The sequence below is a fragment of the Mucilaginibacter sp. P1_D10 genome, assembly GCF_056406215.1.
The window spans coordinates 22,301-43,358 of the sequence record NZ_JBFUAP010000027.1; the positions used below are offsets into that span (position 1 = coordinate 22,301).

General features: G+C 45.7%; 17 protein-coding genes, 1 tRNA gene and 1 riboswitch. Of the genes, 11 read left to right on the forward strand and 7 right to left on the reverse strand.

The window, feature by feature from the left end; all coding sequences use genetic code 11:
• Window positions 1-13 precede the first annotated feature (13 nt).
• Window positions 14-709 (forward strand): Crp/Fnr family transcriptional regulator, encoded by a 696-nt coding sequence (locus tag AC1DYT_RS26015; protein ID WP_477472407.1) that lies wholly within the window; start codon window positions 14-16, stop codon window positions 707-709.
• Here the strand turns inward: AC1DYT_RS26015 and nirD are convergent, their stop codons facing one another.
• Window positions 710-1,060, reverse strand: a complete 351-nt coding sequence (gene nirD, locus AC1DYT_RS26020; RefSeq protein ID WP_477461369.1) for a nitrite reductase small subunit NirD — start codon at window positions 1,058-1,060, stop codon at window positions 710-712. It lies immediately after the preceding gene.
• Window positions 1,061-1,212: 152 nt separating this feature from the next.
• A complete protein-coding gene (nirB, locus tag AC1DYT_RS26025; protein WP_477472408.1) occupies window positions 1,213-3,708 on the reverse strand; it encodes a nitrite reductase large subunit NirB in 2,496 nt (831 codons plus the stop codon).
• Window positions 3,709-3,998: 290 nt separating this feature from the next.
• Between nirB and cobA the strand changes: the two genes are divergently transcribed.
• The 5 genes from cobA (at window position 3,999) to AC1DYT_RS26050 (ending at window position 7,077) form a co-directional block, all read left to right on the forward strand.
• The gene (gene cobA / locus AC1DYT_RS26030) at window positions 3,999-4,787 is read left to right on the forward strand and encodes a uroporphyrinogen-III C-methyltransferase (protein ID WP_477472409.1); all 789 of its coding nucleotides are present in this window, start codon (window positions 3,999-4,001) and stop codon (window positions 4,785-4,787) included.
• Window positions 4,741-5,088, forward strand: coding sequence for a DUF7009 family protein (locus tag AC1DYT_RS26035; protein ID WP_477472410.1), 348 nt, complete (start codon window positions 4,741-4,743; stop codon window positions 5,086-5,088). Before cobA ends, AC1DYT_RS26035 begins: the two co-directional genes overlap by 47 nt.
• A gap of 354 nt (window positions 5,089-5,442) precedes the next feature.
• Window positions 5,443-5,868: a DUF1801 domain-containing protein gene (locus AC1DYT_RS26040; RefSeq protein WP_477472411.1), complete on the forward strand. Its 426-nt coding sequence runs from the start codon at window positions 5,443-5,445 to the stop codon at window positions 5,866-5,868.
• Between the two features lie 380 nt (window positions 5,869-6,248).
• The gene (locus AC1DYT_RS26045; RefSeq protein ID WP_477472412.1) at window positions 6,249-6,875 is read left to right on the forward strand and encodes a hypothetical protein; all 627 of its coding nucleotides are present in this window, start codon (window positions 6,249-6,251) and stop codon (window positions 6,873-6,875) included.
• 1 nt (window position 6,876) lies between these two features.
• Window positions 6,877-7,077: a helix-turn-helix transcriptional regulator gene (locus tag AC1DYT_RS26050; RefSeq protein ID WP_477472413.1), complete on the forward strand. Its 201-nt coding sequence runs from the start codon at window positions 6,877-6,879 to the stop codon at window positions 7,075-7,077.
• A gap of 100 nt (window positions 7,078-7,177) precedes the next feature.
• Here the strand turns inward: AC1DYT_RS26050 and AC1DYT_RS26055 are convergent, their stop codons facing one another.
• The 3 genes from AC1DYT_RS26055 to AC1DYT_RS26065 all read right to left on the reverse strand — a co-directional run bounded on the left by AC1DYT_RS26055 (window position 7,178) and on the right by AC1DYT_RS26065 (window position 11,481).
• A complete protein-coding gene (locus tag AC1DYT_RS26055; RefSeq protein ID WP_477472414.1) occupies window positions 7,178-9,781 on the reverse strand; it encodes a DUF4132 domain-containing protein in 2,604 nt (867 codons plus the stop codon).
• A gap of 3 nt (window positions 9,782-9,784) precedes the next feature.
• Complete coding sequence (locus AC1DYT_RS26060; protein ID WP_477472415.1) at window positions 9,785-10,174, reverse strand: hypothetical protein; 390 nt, start codon at window positions 10,172-10,174, stop codon at window positions 9,785-9,787.
• 116 nt (window positions 10,175-10,290) lie between these two features.
• The gene (locus AC1DYT_RS26065) at window positions 10,291-11,481 is read right to left on the reverse strand and encodes a winged helix-turn-helix domain-containing protein (RefSeq protein ID WP_477472416.1); all 1,191 of its coding nucleotides are present in this window, start codon (window positions 11,479-11,481) and stop codon (window positions 10,291-10,293) included.
• A gap of 244 nt (window positions 11,482-11,725) precedes the next feature.
• Here AC1DYT_RS26065 and AC1DYT_RS26070 point away from each other — a divergent pair, with 244 nt between their 5' ends.
• Complete coding sequence (locus tag AC1DYT_RS26070; protein ID WP_477472417.1) at window positions 11,726-12,916, forward strand: acetyltransferase domain-containing protein; 1,191 nt, start codon at window positions 11,726-11,728, stop codon at window positions 12,914-12,916.
• A 38-nt stretch (window positions 12,917-12,954) separates the two neighbouring features.
• Here the strand turns inward: AC1DYT_RS26070 and cysM are convergent, their stop codons facing one another.
• On the reverse strand, window positions 12,955-13,827 hold the full coding sequence (gene cysM / locus AC1DYT_RS26075; RefSeq protein ID WP_477472418.1) for a cysteine synthase CysM: 873 nt from the start codon (window positions 13,825-13,827) through the stop codon (window positions 12,955-12,957).
• A 6-nt stretch (window positions 13,828-13,833) separates the two neighbouring features.
• Entirely contained in the window at window positions 13,834-14,649 is an 816-nt protein-coding gene (locus AC1DYT_RS26080; protein WP_477472419.1) for a serine O-acetyltransferase, read from the reverse strand.
• Between the two features lie 817 nt (window positions 14,650-15,466).
• Here AC1DYT_RS26080 and AC1DYT_RS26085 point away from each other — a divergent pair.
• From AC1DYT_RS26085 to AC1DYT_RS26100, 4 genes are all read left to right on the forward strand, one after another.
• Window positions 15,467-16,585: a cysteine desulfurase family protein gene (locus AC1DYT_RS26085; protein WP_477472420.1), complete on the forward strand. Its 1,119-nt coding sequence runs from the start codon at window positions 15,467-15,469 to the stop codon at window positions 16,583-16,585.
• Window positions 16,586-16,593: 8 nt separating this feature from the next.
• Window positions 16,594-16,665: transfer RNA gene (locus AC1DYT_RS26090), tRNA-Cys, on the forward strand.
• Window positions 16,666-16,774: 109 nt separating this feature from the next.
• Window positions 16,775-16,883: riboswitch (SAM riboswitch) on the forward strand.
• A 97-nt stretch (window positions 16,884-16,980) separates the two neighbouring features.
• Window positions 16,981-17,553 (forward strand): TlpA family protein disulfide reductase, encoded by a 573-nt coding sequence (locus AC1DYT_RS26095; RefSeq protein WP_477472421.1) that lies wholly within the window; start codon window positions 16,981-16,983, stop codon window positions 17,551-17,553.
• 316 nt (window positions 17,554-17,869) lie between these two features.
• Complete coding sequence (locus AC1DYT_RS26100; RefSeq protein ID WP_477472422.1) at window positions 17,870-21,058, forward strand: SusC/RagA family TonB-linked outer membrane protein; 3,189 nt, start codon at window positions 17,870-17,872, stop codon at window positions 21,056-21,058.

Here is a 21,058-nt window from a genome sequence, read left to right on the forward strand (position 1 = left end):
CAAAAAACCATAAATGAAAAAAAACACCCAATGCGATAATCAGTCTTGCTTTTTGTGCAGGAGCTGCATAAAAGAGTGGCTGCCAGCAGTTGCCGCCAACAAAAAAAACTTTGTTGCTAAAAAAGGGCAGGTAATTTTCAGCGAGGGCGACCCGGTTACCGGGATCTATTTTGTTTACCAAGGCAATGTAAAAGTGCATAAGAAGTGGGGGGCCGATAAAGAACTCATCATTCGCTTTGCCAACAAAGGCGCTATTTTTGGGCACAGGGTTTTAGGCAAGCAAGCCGCTAATTACCCAATATCGGCTACGGCTTTGGAGGAAAGCCTGATATGTTACGTGGATATGGAATTTTTTGAGGCCACCCTGAAAGTAAACCCTGGCTTTACCTATGACCTAATGCTGTTTTTTGCCGAGGAATTAAAAGAGGCGGAGCGCAAAATGCGCAATCTGGCGCATATGTCGGTAAAAGGGCGGGTAGCCCAGGCATTGATATCACTTAAAGAGCAATTTGGGACAAATGAGCAGGGACACATAGATATAGAACTCACCCGGCAGGATCTGGCCTCCTACGCAGGCGCTACCTACGAAACCGTTTTTAGAGTAGTCAATGAGATGATACAGGAAGCTACCATTATTGCCAACGGTAAAAAAATAAGCATTACCAATATAGATAAGCTTTTTGCATTAACACAGGATACCGACCTTTAATTAAGCTACGCCTATAAAAACCTTACCGTCTTCTACCTTTACCGGGTAAGTTTTAATAACCATATCATCTTCGCCAAGGCACTCGCCGGTAAGTAGTGAAAATGTTTTTTTATGAAAAGGACAAGCCACTTTGGGCTCGCAGCTTTCGCCGGCACTACCTATCATCCCACGCGAAAGCGCCATCTGCTGTTTATGCGGACAGAGATTTTGGGTGGCATACCATTCGCCGCGGCGGCTAAAGTTAAATATGGCAATTTGCTCGTCGCCATGCTTAATGCACGATCCGCCGTTGTCCGGCACATCATCTACATAGCAGGCCAGTATCCAGTTGGTTGTTAATGTTGTTTCCATATCTGTATGTTTTAATAGTGGCAGACGCCTATTTTGATCAACCTTTTGTAATGCATGCGGACTAACACCCCCCCTCCACCCCTATCAAGAGGGGAATAGCACTCAGCCCGCGCTTTTTTTTAATTTTTATTTTTGAATCTTGACTTAAAACCCTACCACTCTTTGGCCCGCACCTGTTCGCGCATGGGTTCAAATTGAGCATGCGGATCTTTTTCCTCGGGAGCATTTATAAAATGCGAGAAGCGTTTACGCATGGCAGGGCTTTCTATCACTTCCTTCCATTCGCAGTGATAGGTATTTACTAACGCCTGCATTTCTTCTTCCAACTGCTCGCCCAAACCCAGGCTATCATTAATGACAACATTTTTGAGGTAACTCATCCCTCCGTCCAGTTTGTTCAACCACGTTGCAGTGCGGGTAAGCTGATCGGCTGTTTTGATATAGAACATCAAAAAGCGATCGAGGTATTTAATAACGGTTTGGTTATCTATATCAGTAGCCAGCAATTGCGCATGCTGCGGTTTAGAGCCGCCATTACCGCATACGTATAAGTTCCAACCTTTTTCGGTGGCTATGATGCCAAAATCTTTTGATTGGGCTTCGGCACATTCGCGTACACAACCGCTTACGCCACCTTTTATTTTATGCGGCGCACGGATGCCTTTGTACCTGTCCTCAATTTCGATGGCAAACGTTACGCTATCGTGCAAGCCAAAGCGACACCAGGTACTACCCACGCAACTTTTAACCGTACGCAAGGCTTTGCCATAGGCGTGCCCGCTTTCAAAGCCGGCATCTATCAGTTCTTCCCAAATTGCGGGCAGATCATTCAAATGCGCGCCGAACATATCTATACGCTGACCGCCGGTTATTTTGGTATAAAGACCATATCTTTTGGCCACCCGGCCAATCACGATCAATTTATCGGGTGTTATCTCTCCGCCCGGGATGCGCGGCACTACAGAGTACGTACCACCTTTTTGAATGTTGGCCAAAAAGCGGTCGTTACTGTCCTGTATCACTTCTTGTTTTACAATTACATCGTTCCAAAGGCTGGAGAGGATACTTGCCACAACGGGTTTACAAACCTCGCAACCATCACCCTTACCATAATGATCCAGCACCAGGTCGTAATTCTTCAGGCCGTTTATCTTCACCAGGTCGAAAAGCTCCTGGCGCGAATAATCAAAATGCTCGCATATCACATTTTTGATGTACTGGCCGTTGGCCTTCATCGTTCCGGCAATCAGATCCTTCACCAACGGCACGCAGCCACCGCAACCGGTACCGGCTTTGGTGCATTTTTTCATGCCATCCATATTGGTGATACCCTGCTCGTTCACCGCGCCGCAAATAGCAGCTTTAGTTACCGCCTCGCAGGAACAGATAAGCGCATCATCGGGCAGGTTCATTACGCCTGCGCCTTCGCTTACTGCACCACCGCGCGAACCTAATATCAAGTCCTCCGGATCGGGTGGGAGTACAATTTTATTATTTACGGTTTGCAGCAGCATGTTATAAGCTTCCGCTTCGCCAATTAATATACCTCCCAAAAGCTGCTTCCCATCGTTGCTAATGTTAATGCGCTTGTAAATACCTTTATGCGTATCCTCAAACAATATGGTACGGCAATCGGGCTCGGTGATAAACGCATCGCCAAAGCTGGCCACATCAACACCTATCAGCTTTAGCTTGGTGCTCATATCGTAGCCGTAGAAAGACTTATCTGCCTTTGTTAAATGAGCGGCAACTATATCGGCCATCTCATAACCCGGTGCAACCAGTCCGTATATCATGCCTTCATAAAGAGCGCATTCGCCAATGGCGTAAATATGCTCGTCGCTGGTTTGCATTTTTTCGTTCACCATAATACCACCACGGGTGCCAACTTGCAGGCCTGCCAGCTTAGCAAGCTCGTCGCGCGGGCGGATGCCTGCCGATATCACCAGCATATCAACCGGTAGCAGGCTATCATCGTTAAAACGCAGAGCATCTATCTTTTTACCTCCCACTATGGCGGCGGTACTTTTATTTAAATGAATATGCAGGCCCAATTGGTTAAGCTTCAACTGTAGCATATTGCTACCTGCCGAATCAATCTGCCTTGGCATCAGCCTCGGCGCAAACTCAATTACATGCGGCTCGGCAATACCCAGGTCCATCAATGCTTTGGCAGCTTCAAGCCCTAACAAGCCACCGCCCATTACTGCGCCAGATTTTGCTGTGGCAGCACAGGCCTTTATCAGTTCCAGGTCTTCTATAGTACGGTAAACAAATACACCTTCTTTTTCTATACCCGGAATATCGGGCACAAAAGCCGAGGAGCCGGTAGCCAGTACCAGATAATCGTAATGCCGGGTTACGCCTTTTAGGGAGTGAATGGTTTTTTGAGCGCGATTAATTTCCTGGATAGGATCGCCGAGGTGCAGCATGATGCCATTATCAGCATACCAGGAGTGCGTAGATAGCGAAAGATCGTCGGCAGATTTACCGTTAAAGTATTCGCTAAGATGCACCCTATCATAAGCATGGCGGGGTTCTTCGCCAAAAACAATTATTTGGAACTGTGATGAACGGGCCAACAGCTTTTCGCAAAACTTGTAGCCTACCATGCCGTTGCCTGCAACAATAATGATTGGTTTTGACATTGTGATGTTTTTTAAATGTTAAAGCGATATTTCAGAACCAAATGCATCAAACTGCGACCTTAAATGCATTTACATCACAATTATAATTCAAATAATCATCAAAAAGAAATAAAAATTGAATTTTTTATTAAATAAATCATACAATTTGTCTTTATTATTCATAATTTAGAGCATTAAATATAATTTAAATCAGTTTTTGTGATATTTTAATTGCATTTTTGGTATAAAAGCGATTAAAACACAGTAACTGATTGATAAAAAGCTCTTTTTTACCATTAAATTTTAATAAAATGGAAAATAAATCAATAAAACCAGAATTATTTTTGTTAGGAGCGGGCCCGGGCGATCCGGACCTGATAACAGTAAAAGGACATAAAGTACTGCAGCAAGCCAATGTAGTATTATATGATAACCTGGCCAATACCGAACTACTGGCTCTTTGCCGGGAAGATTGTGAAAAGGTATATGTAGGCAAACGCCCCTACGGCGATTACACCCCGCAGGAAAACATCCACGAGCTGATACGCCACTACGCTTTTACCAAAGGTATGGTTGTAAGGCTTAAGGGCGGCGACCCGTTCATCTTCGGGCGCGGTTTCGAGGAAATCATCTTCGCGCGGCAGCACGGCATTAAAACGCATTTCATCCCGGGCATTACCAGCATGCAGGCATCGGGTTTTGAAGACATCCCACTTACCCACCGGGGTGTAAGCGAAAGCGTGTGGATGATAACCGGCACCAAGAAGGATGGCGGGCTATCGGCCGACCTGAAACTGGCCATACAAAGCAATGCAACTGTAGTTATATATATGGGCATGAAAAAACTGGCAGAGATAGCTAAAACCTATACGGATGCCGGTTTTGGAAACACCCCGGCTGCTATTATCCAACATGCATCGTTGCCAAGCCAGCGCAGCGCCGTTGGCATGGCCCGCAACCTGGAGTGGCTGGCAGAGCAGCATAAATTAACCTACCCAGCCATTATTATAATAGGCGATGTGGTAACAGTTCAATCACAAGAAATATTATGTTATGAAGATAAGGATAAAGGGCAATTCGCTGCGGTACAGGCTTACTAAAAGCGATGTGGCCAGCCTTGCCATGAACGGCTTTATAGAAGAAAGCACCAATTTTGGCGCGCAAGTGTTTAAGTACGCCTTGCGCCGGGGCATGGTTAATTCATTATCGGCAAGTTTTGAGGATAACACCATCACTATACACATGCCCGGCAAAATGATAGAAGAATGGGTTTATAGCGACCGCATAGGCTTTGAAAACAGCAACAGCGCCATGTACTTATTAGTAGAGAAGGATTTTGTTTGCCTGGATAATGTGGCTGAGGATCAAAGCGATAACTACCCCAACCCATTGTTGTGCTAACCGACCGGGGGTAAACCTATACCTGTATGAACTGTACGAGTCGTACAGTTTCGTACAGCAAAAAGGCGGTTTGCAGAAATCTGCGTTTTTCTTTGATTTTCTGTGGTTTTTCGGGGTAATAAGGCCTGAAAAAGCATTGTTTAAAAAATGCCGGTTTTGACGGCTTTTTCCATTTTGCAGCCCAGCACCGGCCTGTTTTTTTGGCGACACTTGCCCATCCGGAAACCCGTTAAAAATTATTTCGCGCCCCCCGGCGGCGACCCGGGAAACTTTATGGGCAGCGCGGATGCCCGGCCGCGCGTAGTACCTTATTTTTTGTAGCTTCGTTAGTCGTAATGCTAAACCCACCTTGTTATGCCCGCCAGGAAACCCAAACTCGCCGAGATCAAAACCAAGCCGACCCAAGTTAGCGTACCTGAATTTATTAATGGGCTGCCCGATGAGCAGAAGCGCCGGGACAGCCTGGTGCTGCTGGAACTCATGCAGCAGGCCAGTGGCGAAGCGCCGGTGCTGTGGAGCAATTCGATTGTGGGGTTTGGCTTGAAACGCTATGAGAGCCCAACCAGCGGACGGCAGGTGGACTGGTTCGTGCTGGGGTTTGCGCCGCGCAAGGCTAATTTGACCATATACCTGATAGACCTGCGCCGGCACGAAGCGGCACTGCAAAAGCTGGGCAAGCACAAAACAGGCGGCGGTTGTTTGTACCTGAATAAGCTGGCAGATGTAGACCTGGAAGTATTAAAGGGGATAATAGCGGCAGCGCTAATAACAGGTGCTTAACCTGCATGATCCATTTTGATAGAGAATTGCCAATCTTGAAAGCCCTTTAAGAATTCTTTATGAGTTACCCCGCCTTTCCCGGCGTCCACGCCCGGATGCTAAAAACTTAAGCGCCCACGCTCAAATTACCCGAAATAGAAACTCCTTTATTTAGCACGTCGTACACGTCAGCGTGGACGCTGAACAATGTTTACAGTCGGGGTGAACGCCGTTCCGGGCGGGGTAATATCGGGTGATACCTACAGTATCGGACCTGCGGCGGCCCCTTTTTGCTATTCAATAAAAATCATTTAATCTTTTACGGAACATGTAAAGTTTTATTTACATTTGACAACTTTACTTTACACACACGTCGAAAATACAACCTACAAATCATTTTTATGAATACAACGCATCACAACAATTTTAAAACCGCCCAAATGGTGGGCTATTTTATAGTTTTAGCATCATTAATTGCAATATTTTTTACAAACCGCTGGGCGGTTGGCTTTTCAAACTTTTGGCAACATGTAGTGATATATAATAAAATGAATATAACAGCCCGGAATTTGGTCTTGTTAGCACTGAATATAGGAACAGCTATCATTATTAAAGCCGAAGGAAAAAATATAGACGAAAGGGGCATAGTAATACAAAACTATGCGTCGAAAGCTACGCTAAGGTTTGCTGTGGGCTTTGCATTAATAATGGGTTTATTAATCGAAACTAATTCGAACTTGTTGATTTACGCGGCTATTGTACAGGGATATTATCTAATATTGTTTAAAGTATGCATGTACCGGGATTCGGCGCTTGTGTACATGAATGAAGCGCAGCTAATAGTTTATAGAAAAAAAATGAAGACGTTTTTTCTTGTTTTTCTGTATAGTCAAGGCATTATTAGTGGAGGGATAGGTGGCTATTTAGCAGTAGCACAGCATAACACCAGTGCATATGTTTTATTTCTACTGATTTTTCCGTTCACATGCTCTTTGGCCCAGACTATTTATATGCACTGGAAAAGCTAATATGACCAATACATTAAAGTTAGAACGGGCACGCATCAATTTATCGCAACAGGATTTGGCCGAGCGGGTACAGGTGTCCCGGCAAACCATTCATTCTATCGAGTCGGGCAAATTTATGCCCTCTTATATTTTAGCTATCAAAATAGCGAGGGTATTAAACATACCCGTAGAAGAGCTGTTTGTGGTAGAGGAAAAAGATTGATTATTACTTTATTAAAGGTTGATCTAACTAAGTTTCCACGCTCAAATTACCCGAAATAGAAGCGGACCTCCACAATTTCCAACAAATCGACGAGCCCAGTTTATTTGCGGTTTATCTGTGATGTAATAGTACTATCGGTAATCTTATCATCGTCCGCAAGCAAAAATGCTTTCGACAGTATCACCGACAGCCCGGCATCGCCTTCAAAGGGCAGGAAAACATTTTCGGTTTGGTTCTTTTGGCTGCGGTCGGGAACTATACACAAGTATTGGTCGTTAGGTTCCATCAAAATATTGGTACTGCCTATGTGAATTTTATACGTCCGCAGTTTTCCCTTTACCACAACAAATTTATCCTTTATCTCGGCCACCTTATTTATTTTGAGGCGGGGCAACAAGCCGGTTAGTATTTCCTTGCGCGTTTTTGCCACCTCGGTAAGGTCGCCAAATGAATAGGACTGCCAATAATTGTTAAAAGCCGGCAGCCCGCCCGAATCTTGCCAGGCGGGGTCGTTGCCCACGCTGGCAACACCAACAAACAAATCAACATCGCGCAGCACTTCGGACAGGACCAGCGCAGGCACGTCTATCAGGTCGATAACAGCGCCACCGGTGCTATTGGTAAACCTTATCTGGTCGGTAGTCACGTAGTTCCAAATACCGGTTTCGTTAAAAGCATCGTCTGCATTAACCTCATTAACCCAATATTGCGCCTTCAAACCGTATTCGGGCAAATTAATTTCCGCAATACCATGCTCAACGCCGTTATCGTAAGCCCCCAATAAAGCGTATTTCCAGCCACGTGTTTTAGCCAGCATATTAAACTGGTGTTGCTTAAGCACGTGCGCCGCCATCCTGTTACTGTACGACCGGGTGTTCAACTCTGCTTCGGTTAACAGGTAAACTTCGCGGTAGGCCTGCTTAAGCGGCTGCTGTATCTGGTGCTTCATCAATAGGCTACGCCAGGCTCTAACTTCGGCAACCGATGCCAGCGCAGGATGCCATAGCGAAACAAAAGCAGCGCTATTGGGCACCACCAATTCATCGTGGCTATTACGCCATTTGCCATCAACCAACAATGCCGAAACAGTACCTTCCGCATGGGTAAAATTCCAAATGATGCGCTTAGTTAAAAAGCCCATTAGCCCTTGTTGCAGGTAGTATTTTGTAAAAGCATCAAAGCTCCAGCTACGGCCCGTCCTAAACATTCGGTCGATCCTGTCGCGCTGGGCGGTGGTACCCTGGTCGGTTTGCTTTTGCGTGTCTTTTATCTTCTTTAGCTTCTCGGCATACTTATCTCTAACAGCCGCCGGCACCGATTTTTGCTGCGTCCCATCGGCTTTAAACCAGCTTAATTCAGATTTGCCAACCCCGGTGATGTTTAAAGTGCAGGAAAAGCCTTCGAAAGCCCACTCGCGGCTGCCGTTTTCCAGCTTCAGGTCATCCACGGCCATATCTTCAATAACATGCGGCGATACACCTTGCCCGGCTGCAGCTTCGGCAATGTATTTCTCTATCAATTGCTGCGTGCTCGATTGCTTAATGCGCAATTTAAGCCGCGACAAGTGCCCAATACCATCCAGCCCTTTCGAGCGGTAGAGGGCATACAGGCAGGCGTTACCAACCGCAGCGGCAGCCGGCCCCTGCCCCGGTATTTTCCTAAAAGCCCTTTCGGCCAGTTTGGCTAAGTTGTTAAGCGTTGCATTATCATGAAAATTTGAGCACATCCACACAAAGCCCTTAATGGCTTCCACATTTATAGCGCTTAAAAAGGTAGAAGATGAATAGCTATAATCGCGGCCGCCATAGTTATGGGTAGTAACCGTGGTTTCTTCTTTCATGGCGACGAGGAAAAGAACCCAGTCGTTTACCACAGCCTTAAACTTATCGGCACCCAGTTGGGTAAACAATTCTTTGCCCTCTGCCAGGAACTTAGCAGAAGGTTTTGATCCGGTTGCTTTGCCTGCCTTTGTTATCAATTTATACCACAGGGGTTTTACAGTTACGGGCATCCCCTCAATAATTTGATTAGCATAGCCCGAAAACGGATCTTTCCCTAAAAATAGCGTGGGCTTTACTTCCTCCGGCGCGGCGGTGGCCTTAAAGAGTAGCTGATCGATCTTCTCCATCAGCTTTAGCCTATCCTTCTCAAAATAAGACGTGTTGACCTGGCTGATGGCTTTCCTCAGTATAGCTACCGATGCATGCATTTGCACCGGCAACCCGGTGTTGCCATATAAGCGCGAAAGCTGGTTTAGCAGGGCGCCAATAGGCCACTGGTAGTAAGTGCCCCAACCATGCGTTAAATCTACGGTGAGGGCGTTTACCATTTGCTCCAAATCACCTGCATCAATAACCAATTTGGTTTTAAGGAGCTGTGCAAGGTAGGCTGCCCTTACATCCCTGTCTTTAGCTTCGGCGCTGTTGTAGTTGAAATTAGCCCTGTTGTTGTTATAGCTGGTGTTTTTAGCTATGCAGTATAATATTAATTGTATCTTTTTTTTGTCGCCCCAGGATGCAACGTTATCCGTGTAATGGGTGCAGGCAGATAGTTTAAGGTCGTAAAAATAAGTATTGGTTTTTTCCAGTTCATTTCGCGAGTTTGTAATTATCCTTTTGTATTCCCAACTGCTGTCGGTCTGTGCGCTGCCTTCCTGCACGTCACTCTTCTGAAAAACGCTCAATATTTTATCAAAAATACCCATACCTCAACCGCCAACTAATTGCGTTAACTTAATAAAACTCACGCTCATGCCGAGGTGCAGGGCAATCTCCTCGTCCAGGCTTTCAGACTGCATGTTATCTATCAAAACAAAAAAGCCATTGTTTTGAAAAGCATGCAGGGCAATGTATGCCTGTTTTTCAGCATCAATTACCTTATCCTTTTTTTGCTTATAGCCGTTAAGTGTTTTTTCGGCATCGGTAGGCTGCACCAGCCCTTTAAAGCCGAGGTGTACTTTTTCGTTGTATTGTTTCACCTCATCATACACCCGCCGCATAATAATATCGCGCACGGTAACCATTTCGGTTTTAAACTCCATTTCAAACTCGTGCAGTAGTTTACCTGTTGCACTTTCGTCTTTAATAGTAATAATCATTTATTTTGATAGCTTTTGGGTAAGGGTTTAGTATACCACTAAAGATAGAGAAATCCTTTTTAGCTGATTGCTCAATTGCAGATTATTTTTTTGTTAACAGGACTACTCAACCTAAGCTATTTCAGCGCCATTTCAATGGTTCTTAAGTACGCTTCCCTATTCGTTTTTTTAAATTCAATATGGTGGCACTGATTAAATTGAGTAAAGGCTTTTAGTGCCTCAATAATCTCTTGCAGCATGGCTTCGCTGAGTTCCACCTCTTCAAAATGCAGGTTATGTACAACCAATACCTGTTGCTTCCTTTCTGCCTTGGCATCCATGCGTGCAACAAAGGTATCCCCTACCAGCACTGGCAGCGAGAAATACCCGTATTTACGTTTGGGTGCTGGCACAAAGCACTCCACCTGGTAATCAAAATCAAAAAAATCCCTTAGGCGATGCCTGAAAACATTCAGGATATCAAAAGGCGACAGGATAAATGCATCACCCGCCAATTCCACCTCCGTATTTTGATCGGGCAACATGTACAGCGGCGCGCTCTTCAACCCCTCTACCGCTACAGTCAGCACCTCTCCTTCTGCCACCATCTTCGCCAGTTCCTGTTTCACCAGATTGCCTTTTACGTAACGGGCACGCCAGGCCATTTCTTTTACGTAGGCTATACCCAGCGCACCTAAGGTGCGCCGGATTACAAAACGCGCGTATTCCTCCGCCGATGGAACCTGCAAATCGGTTTCTGCGGGCACCAGGTTCATTGGCAAATCGTATAATTTATGGAATTTTTTGTCGCGGGTAATCATCAATTCACCGCTGAGATACAAGCGTTCCAGCGCAACCTTTGCGGGCCGCCAATCCCACCAACCAGAACTGGCCTCCAGCCGGTCGTTCTCAAAATCCCCAACCATCAGCGGGCCTTCCCGCCCTATCCGGTCGAGCACCTGCTTCATCAAATTAACTTCCGGTTTGGTGAGTGTATTCCGTTGGGCAAACGCCTGTTTCACCGGCAGCGAGAAGCGGAAATCCTTCATTGGGATATACCCCGCATCAGAGGTAAAATACTCAAAAATCCGGCCTTCTTCCGTAAGTTCTGCCAGCCAACCGGTTTCATAATCGGGAACCCGCGCAGCCATTACATGATGATGCGCCCGTTCCACCACGTAATTGGTGTCCAGTTGCACAAAACCTAGTTGATCTATCAGGCGATAAACAGCTTCTATACCTGTACCGAACTGTCCGCGCCGCGCAAGACCAGCGGACTCAAGAATAAGCTTTCGCGCCTGTGATTTGGAAAGTAATATTGGTTCCACATCAGCAAAATAAGTATTTATTTGCGAATGCGGTTATTTACCTTGATGATATGCTATTAATGATAACTGGACTATTGTAACTATTGTTTCTGGCCTATATAACTAGTCCACAATACGTATAATTTTATATCAATATAACAGGCTATAATCAAAGCTGCCATAAATCGCGAAACACCTGTATTGCTTCGCCTGTGAATTGGCAGCTAAGCAAATCAACGGCATTAATAAGTTCAACCAAACACCAATGACCACAATTTTAAATTTAAGAAACAGGATAACCTCAATCGATTTCCTGCGAGGCACTATCATGATCATCATGGCGCTTGACCATGTGAGGGATTATTTATATTCAGGTTCCTTTCTTTTCGACCCCTTGGATCTTACTAAAACAAGCGGCATCATATTTTTCACCCGGTGGATCACCCATTTCTGTGCGCCTATATTTATGCTGCTGGCCGGCACCTCGGCATACCTCATTGGGCAGCGGAAGACTAAGAAGGAACTATCTATATTCCTTGTAAAGAGAGGCATATGGTTGATATTTCTTGAACTGATAGTGGTTAATCTGGGCTGGAATTTCAACCTCACGTTTCCTATGTTTTTTTTCATTACCATCTGGGCCCTTGGCATAAGCATGATTATCCTGGCAGGGGTTATCCATTTGCCCGTAAAAGCCATCCTGATTGGTAGTGTTTTGATTATGGCAGGCCACAATCTGCTCGATGGAGTTCATGTCGACGGCGATTCCCTGCCGGCATTCGGCTGGTCGCTTATCCACGATCAACGGTTTTTCACCTGGCACGGCGAACTTTTTTTGGTAGGCTATCCAATTGTGCCGCTGATGGCTGTTATGCCTTTGGGGTATTGCCTGGGTACCTGGTTTGCTACAGGGTACGACAGCAGCAAAAGGCAGCGGAATTTATTGCTGGCCGGTGGGTTATGCATAGCCGTGTTTGTAGCCTTGCGTTACGCCAACGTGTATGGAGACCCGTCAGCATGGTCGGTACAAAAAAACGCGTTTTTTACCTTCCTCTCATTCATTAACGTAAGCAAGTATCCGCCCTCTCTTTTATACCTGCTGGTAACCTTAGGCTCGGCATTCTTATTCCTGTCATTTACCGAACGGTTGAAAGGGGTATTAGTTGAGGTAGTCTCCGTATATGGCAGGGTGCCGATGTTCTATTACCTTATTCATATATACATCATCCACACCATCGCCATCGTAACGTCGGCAGTTACTGTGGGCCAGGATTGGAGAATATGGATACTTACCAAACCCATCTGGTTCACGCGGGGCCTGGCAGGATACGGTTTTTCTTTGCCTGTTGCCTACCTGGTTTGGTTGGGGATAGTGATAGCGTTATACCCTTTGTGTAAACGCTATGATGCTTATAAGCAAGCGCATAAAGAAAAATGGTGGCTGAGCTATTTGTAAAACGCGCTTTCTGATATAATGACGTAATTGAATTAAAATTACCCGAATAACGGGCTGCTCAAATAACGGTCGCCACGGTCACAAGCAATAAAAACAATGGTTCCGGCTGTTAATTCTTCTGCAATTTTTAGTGCGGCAGAGCAGGCTCCGCCTGTGCTCATCCCGGCAAATACGCCTTCTTCTTTAGCGAGCCTGCGGGCCATGTGGGTGGCGTCCTGTTCCGAAACGTCTAACGTCCGGTCAACGCGCTTTGCATCGAATATTTTGGGCAGATAGGCCGGCTCCCAACGGCGGATACCGGGTATAGATGAGCTTTCTGTTGGCTGGCAGCCGATAATCTGCACGTTTGGGTCCTTCTCCTTCAGATAACGGGAGCAGCCCATAATGGTACCGGTTGTTCCCATTGCGCTTACAAAATGGGTGATTGCGCCGTCTGTATCACGCCAAATTTCGGGTCCGGTGGTTTTGTAATGAGCCATATAGTTATCGCTGTTGGCAAATTGGTTCAGCAAAAAATTCCCTGCGGCGGCACCTTTCTCTTCCGCATAATCGCGGCAAGCTTCTATGTTGTCTAATAACGTCACCTTTGCTCCAAACGCTTCCATCGTCAGCGTTCGCTCCCGTGTGGAATTTGAGGGCATAACTAATTCTATGTCAAGTCCATAAAGGCTCGCAATCATGGCCAGTGCGATCCCTGTATTACCGCTGGTAGCTTCAATCAAACGCGTGTCCTGGTTAATGTCCCCGCGTTCTATCGCGCTGCGTATCATGTTGAGCGAAGCCCTGTCTTTAACACTGCCACCCGGGTTGTTCCCTTCCAGTTTGGCAAATACTTTTACGTTTGGGTTAGGGTTTAATTTTGTAAGCTCTACCAATGGGGTATTGCCAATCAGATCGATGATACCGGCCATAATGTTTTATATATCAGATTTAACCTCTATTCGTAATTGATGGGTGTTGAATACGTTAGAATAAGGCTCAACGCTTTTTGTTAAAAATACACTGCCGCCTATAATACTATCATGCCCTATAACCGTTTTGCCACCTAATATGGTACTACGGGCGTATATGGTAACATTGTCTTCTACAGTGGGATGGCGTTTGGTATCTTTGAGGCCCTTACTCACCTGTGCTGCACCGATGGTTACACCCTGGTAAATAGTTACATTTTTACCGATGATGGCCGTAGCGCCTATCACGATGCCCGTGCCATGATCGATACAAAACGGAACGCCTATGCGGGCGCTAGGATGAATATCCACCCCTGTTCTGCCGTGTGCGTGCTCATTTAGTATTCGTGGGAGAATGGGTATGCTTAATTGCGAAAGCTGATGCGCAATGCGATGGACTGCTATTGCATAAAAGCCGGGATAAGAAACAATTACCTCATGCACACTGCCTGCCGCCGGATCCTTTTCGTACATGCGGGCGGCATCGGCCCGTAGGTCCTGGTATATTCGTTCCAATGCGGCGTAAAAATGCGCCACAGCGTAATCAATATCAATGGCATCGATGTCCAGATAGCTCAACAGGATATTTTCCAGTTCTATCTGGTTCTTTTTCAGTTGGCCTTCGTAAATAATTTTCTTGTTGAGCCTGTTGTTAGGGAACAAAAATTCCAACAGGTCGTTCAGCCAATGAATGGCCTGTTCGTTAGATGGCGTGGCCTCCCATTCGGCTTTGTGCGTTTGATAAAGTAATTCAATAAAGCTGTTGAGCTGCAAATCTTTCATGTTATTTCTTAGATGCTGAGAGAGGTTAATTAATGCGCAGCCACACTGCACAGGTATTTTTTTCGAAAAGGTGCTGCGTTTCAAAATAGGTTAAACGCAATAGTGGCCGCTACCGACCCTAAAAAACTGATTCAACACGTTTGCATAAAATACATTGTGGATATGATTGATAAATTGCACCTGCTTCTCACAAATAAGGCACACAATTATAGTATATTAATACTATAGAATTAGTGTGAAACCTAAAAAAAGATGTTTATGAAGTGTCACAAATAAGGTCTATATTAAGTTATGCCATGGTTTCAAGGGTATCGATATGACCTATCGATATATTCGAAAACAATGCCGAAACTTGATTCGTGATAAGAATGATGCCCTTATCTTCTCCTTCCGGGCCACTTACAACCTGCGGTGGACCTAATTGTTGCTCATATCCTGCTCCCAATTTCTATTCGGCGCAAAAAAAAGAAAGAGTTCCTGATGGGCAGGAACTCTTTACAACCAATTATAAACCTGAATGAAGAGAAAGTTCTTTAAAGAGCTAAAAGACACTTAAACAATTTCAAAAAAACCTTACACCGCAAATATAAAATATATTCTACTATTTCTATGGGAATTATAGAATTAATTCTACTTTTGTCTCGCTAAGTATTTACTGATTTTATTAATTGTTGGTTAAACCATAGCATCTTTGTCCGCAAGGATGCTCTTTAAACTGCTACCATGAAACTGCGCCTGTATTGTTGTTGCTGAAAAATCAAGCTTTTAGCCGCCCCGGCTTTTAATTAATAACATCGTTTTATTCTATTTCAGTATTATGGGTATTTACCTCGACAATGCATCCTCTACTCCCATCCATCCGGATGTTTTCAGCGCTATGGCGCCTTATATATTAGAACACTTTGGCAATGCAAGCGCAAACAATGCATATGGCCGAAAAGCAAAAGAAGCTATTGAAAATAGCCGGAGTACAATAGCAGCATTATTGAAAGTGCCTGCGGAAACAATCGTTTTTACATCAAACGGTACCGAAGCAAACAATATGGCACTGGCTACCGCCATTGCCGGGCAAGGCATCGATCATATCATTACCACGCCTTTTGAGCACGGCGCTATTTTGCAAACCATGGGTGTGCTGCAAAAGAAACATAATGCAAGGATAAGTTATTTGAATACAGACAGGATTGGCCGGCCCGACCTTAACCACCTCGAATACCTGTTACGTACCAATACGCGCAACCTGGTATCGGTAATACACGCCAATGCCATTACCGGGTTGGTTAACCCGATAGCAGACATTGCCGAACTCGGGCACCGCTATGGCGCAACCGTCCATTCAGACACGATACAAACCCTTGGCAACTATGCCCTTTATCCCGAAAGGTTGAAGCTTGATTTTGCATCTGCCTCGGCAAATAAATTCCACGGGCCTTTAGGTGCGGGGATTTTAGTTAACCGCAGCGGCAAGCGCATTAGCAAACTCGTTTACGGCAACAGCCCGGAACAGCAAACAGGTACCGAAAACGTAGCGGCAATTGTTGGGCTTGCAAAAGCTCTGGAAATAGCCTACTGGGATATTGAGGATAAAATCAATTATATCAAGGCCCTAAAAATAAGGATGATCACAAAACTGCAGGCATTGGTACCGGGTGTGCGGATAAACGGCGGCAAACCCGAAGAGAACCTTGCTACAATCTTAAGTGCCAGCTTCCCTGATTGGGGCGGGCGGCCTTTGAGCAACCACCTGGACGACATCGATATTATCGTTTCGGGCGGTTCCGACTATACTGCACAATCAGCCCCGGTATTCAAAGGCCTGGGCATAGCAACGGACATGGAAACCATCAGGTTTTCGTTCAGTTACAAAAACACGTTAACCGAGATTGATGAAGTAGTGGAAAACCTGGCTACTCAACTGAAATCGGTGGCCGCCTAAATTACTATGGTGGAGTGGCCGAGTGGTTAGGCGGGGGTCTGCAAAACCTCAAACGGCGGTTCGATCCCGCCCTCACACCTCAAAAACATAAACGCAGATTAACAAAAAAAATCGATATGACAATTAAATTATATAAAGCCCATGGGTATAGTAGAATTAATTCTATATTTGCATCGTAATCGTTCTTAATAATTATCAAGAAAGACTGAGGGAAAGGCCCGATGATGTCTTAGCAACCTGTACGCCATAGGTATAAAGGTGCTAATTCCTGTCTGCAGCAATGCAGAAAAGATAATGTCCGCAAAATTATTTGCAATACCTGTAAAAGGTGTTCATTACGTCATCCTCCCTCTTCCCGTCTTCTTGCCGTTATTCGGGGCACAACACATCAACACATGAAAAATAAATACTTATTATTAACAGGAATTCTGCTGTTATCTGCACTTTTTGTAAGTGCACAATCTGTAACGCCGGCAACCCCTGCGGCAGATGCCGACCGCGGTTACATCGTTAAAACCGGCGACCCTGCCCCTGTAGATTTTGAACTGCGACTTACCGACGGCACAAAAACCTCACTAGCACAGCTTAAGGGCAAAATCGTTATCCTGCAGTTTACAGCAAGCTGGTGCAGCGTATGCCGGGAAGAAATGCCTCATTTGGAAAAAGAAGTGTGGCAGGCCTATAAAGACAAAGGCGTTATCCTGATAGGGGTTGACCGCGACGAACCCCTGGAAAAGGTAACCGCCTTTCAAAAAGTAATGAACGTCAGCTATCCGCTGGCGTTAGATCCGGGTGCTGATATCTTCGGGCGGTTTGCTAATAAGAAAAGCGGCGTAACCCGCAACGTGGTGATAGACCGCGACGGTCGGATAGCCTACTTAACCCGCTTATACGATCCGCAGGAATTTGCCGGCATGCTGAAAGCCATTGACGGCCTTGTAAATAAACCTGTTGTTGCCCTTAATTAATCCTTAAATAGAATTAACACAATCCATACCATATGAACACCTCTACTATCAGCCCCTACCGAAGTCCCCGGTTTAACAATCAAACCCTACATTTTAACAGCCTGATGGCTAGCTATCTCTCTTCTATGTGTTGTTATTGCTAATCCTTCAGCAAGGTTCCCGGCATAAGCCACCGCTTTAAAGCCTTCGGAGTAAATCAGCTTTTCATTCTTTACAAATTCAACAAGCCAGCTGGTATTGCACCTTTTGTGTAAGCCATAGCGCGAGCTGCATGCATTCGTATTGATATTTTTTTTGACCTATTCATTAACAAATCATGTTTAAAAATTACAAATCGTTACTGGCAATTGTATTGCTATTATTCACCCTGCAGCAGGCAAACGCCCAGTCTGTAAAAATAAGCGGCGTAGTGACCGCCAAATCCGACGGGCAGCCCCTACCCGGCGTAACCATCGGCGTAAAAGGTATAACAACCGGCACCCAAACCGATTTTCAGGGTAAGTTTACCATCCCGGCAAACGCCAACGACATATTACGGATCTCTTATATCGGCTTCAATACAATCGAAGTTCCTGTTAACAATACAGGCGAACCACTAAAGATAGTGTTGGAAGAAGCGCCGAATTCATTGAACGAAGTGGTTGTGACGGCACTAAACATATCGAAAGATAAAAAATCATTGGGCTACGCCGTACAGGGGCTTAAATCGAGGGATATTGCTGAGGCTAAAGAGAGCAACCTCATTAACGCGCTATCGGGCAAAATAGCGGGGGTAAACGTTACCGGTAGCCAGGGCGATATGGGTTCATCGCGTATCGTTATCCGTGGCGAAACATCGGTATCGGGCAATAACCAGCCGCTGTTTGTAGTAGATGGCGTTATTGTAGATAACTCCCAGTTCCAGGGCACTAACGGCTCAAGGGATTTCGCCAACGCTATTTCCGATTTGAATTCAGAAGATATCGAATCTATCAGCGTGCTGAAAGGGCCAAACGCAGCCGCCCTTTACGGTTACCGTGCTGCGGCGGGCGTTATCCTCATCAAAACCAAAACCGGCAAAGGTGCCAAGGGAGCAGGTATTACCCTCAATTCAAACACCTCTTTTGCTACCCTCAAGGTATTCCCCGATTATCAGAACGAATATGGCCAGGGCTCAAACGGGAAATTCAGCTACGTTAATGGTGCTGGTGCAGGCGTAAACGACGGTGTAGACGAAAGCTGGGGGCCTGCATTGAACGGTCAGTTAATTCCTCAGTTCTTTTCAAACGGGCAGCCTGCGCCTTTCGTAGCACATCCAAACAACGTGCGCGATTTCTTTAGAACAGGCGTTACGCTCAACAACGGTGTTGCTTTAGCAGGCAGCAGCGATAAATTCGACTACCGTTTATCTTACAATAACCTGCATCAAACGGGCGTGGTGCCCAATTCTTCGCAGGGCAGGAACTCTTTCTTGCTTAACACTACATTCCGCCCCAATTCAAAACTGACTATTACTACCATCGCCAATTATATTAAAGACGATGCCGACAACCTACCCGGCGCATACGGCAGGCGTGCTACCAGCACCATGCTGCAATTTACATGGTTTGGCCGCCAGGTAGACGTAAACCAACTGAAGAACTACCGCGATGCCAACGGCAACACCTTCAACTGGAACAATAGCTACTATAGCAACCCGTACTTTATCGCTTACGAAAACACCGTTGGGCAACATAAAAACCGAATTATTGGTAGTATAGAACTAAACTATAAGATCATCGAGGGCTTATCGGCCAACTTCCGTACCGGTACCGATTATTATAACGACAGGCGCAAAATTAAGATTGCTTACGGCACCAATGGCACGCCTTTCGGCTCTTATGAAGAGGATGCCTACACAGTTAATGAAACCAATACCGAAGGTCGCTTGCAATACACCAAAAAATTAAACAAAGATTTCACCTTCGATGGCTTTGTGGGTGGTAACATCAGCACCATTTTGAACGAGCAGAACGACCAGATAGCGCCTAAACTGGCAGTAGCCGGTTTGTACACGCTAAGCAACTCGCGCGATCCGCTGGTATCTTCTAACTACTACGGCAAATTAAAAACATATAGCTACTTCGCCTCCGCACAGTTAGGCTTCCGCAATTATGCTTTCCTGAACTTAACCGGCCGTAACGACTGGTCGTCTACCCTGCCGGCATCAAGCCTGTCTTACTTCTATCCATCAGTAAACGGCAGTTTGGTATTGTCTGAAGCCTTAGATCTGAAAAGCAACACTTTAAGTTATTTAAAGCTGCGCGGTGGCTGGTCTAAAGTGGGTAAGGCAACTACACCGTACCAGTTGATCAATACTTACAACTTCACCGCGCCATTCGGCACCAACCCGCAACAGAGTGCTGCGAGCATTAACCTAAACCCCGACCTGAAACCAGAGACCACCACATCCGGTGAGGCAGGCGTTGAAGCCGGTTTCTTTCATGATCGTGTAAGGCTGGACCTGAGCGTTTACAACACCAATAGCGTAAACCAAATATTGAACGTAGACGTAAGCCAAACCACAGGCTACAGCCAAAAACTGATCAACGGTGGCCGTATCAACAACAAAGGGCTTGAGGTGCAATTGGGCTTAACTCCTTTTAAATCTAAAGATTTTACATGGGATGTTACCCTAAACTACTCACGCAACAAGAGCAAAGTAATTTCTTTGGATAACGAAGGTAAACTGCAAAGCTACATATTGGGTACCAACCGTACCGTACAGGTGTTAGCCGCTGTAGGCCAACCGTATGGAACCTTATTTGGTAATGCCTACACCCGCGATGCTTCGGGGAACATCGTTATCGGTGCAAACGGCACGCCAGTTATCAATCCTACAAAACAATACCTGGGTAAATACACGCCGGATTGGTTGGGAAGCATCAACAACAGCTTTACTTACAAAGGCGTTAACCTAAGCTTTTTGGTGGATGCGCGCATTGGCGGCTCTATCTACTCTAACACCAACCGTACCGGTACTTATACCGGCGTACTGGCATCTACCTTACCCGGGCGTGGCGCTGCTAATGGTGGCTTAAGCTACTACTACCCTGGCAACAACACCTCTGCTGCTGCGGTGCAAATTACTGCAGGCACAAGCGCACCGGGCGGTGCAACGGTTTATGATGACGGCGTAATTTTCAAAGGCGTAAAAGCCGATGGAACCGCCAACACCACTATTTTGCCCGCACAATCTTACTACAAAGGCTTCACTAATGTGGACGAGGCATTTGTTTACAGCGCATCTTACGTAAAGCTCCGCGAGGTTAAACTGGGTTACACCTTCCCTTCGCAATGGGTTAAAGGTATAGGGCTGCAATCAGCAACCGTATCGCTTGTTGGCCGCAACCTGTGGATTATCCATAAAAACGTACCGAATATCGACCCTGAGACTGCCTTCAACACCGGTAACGGCCAGGGCCTGGAAGACCTAACCCTGCCAACTGTGCGCAACATTGGCTTTAATGTTAACCTTAAATTCTAA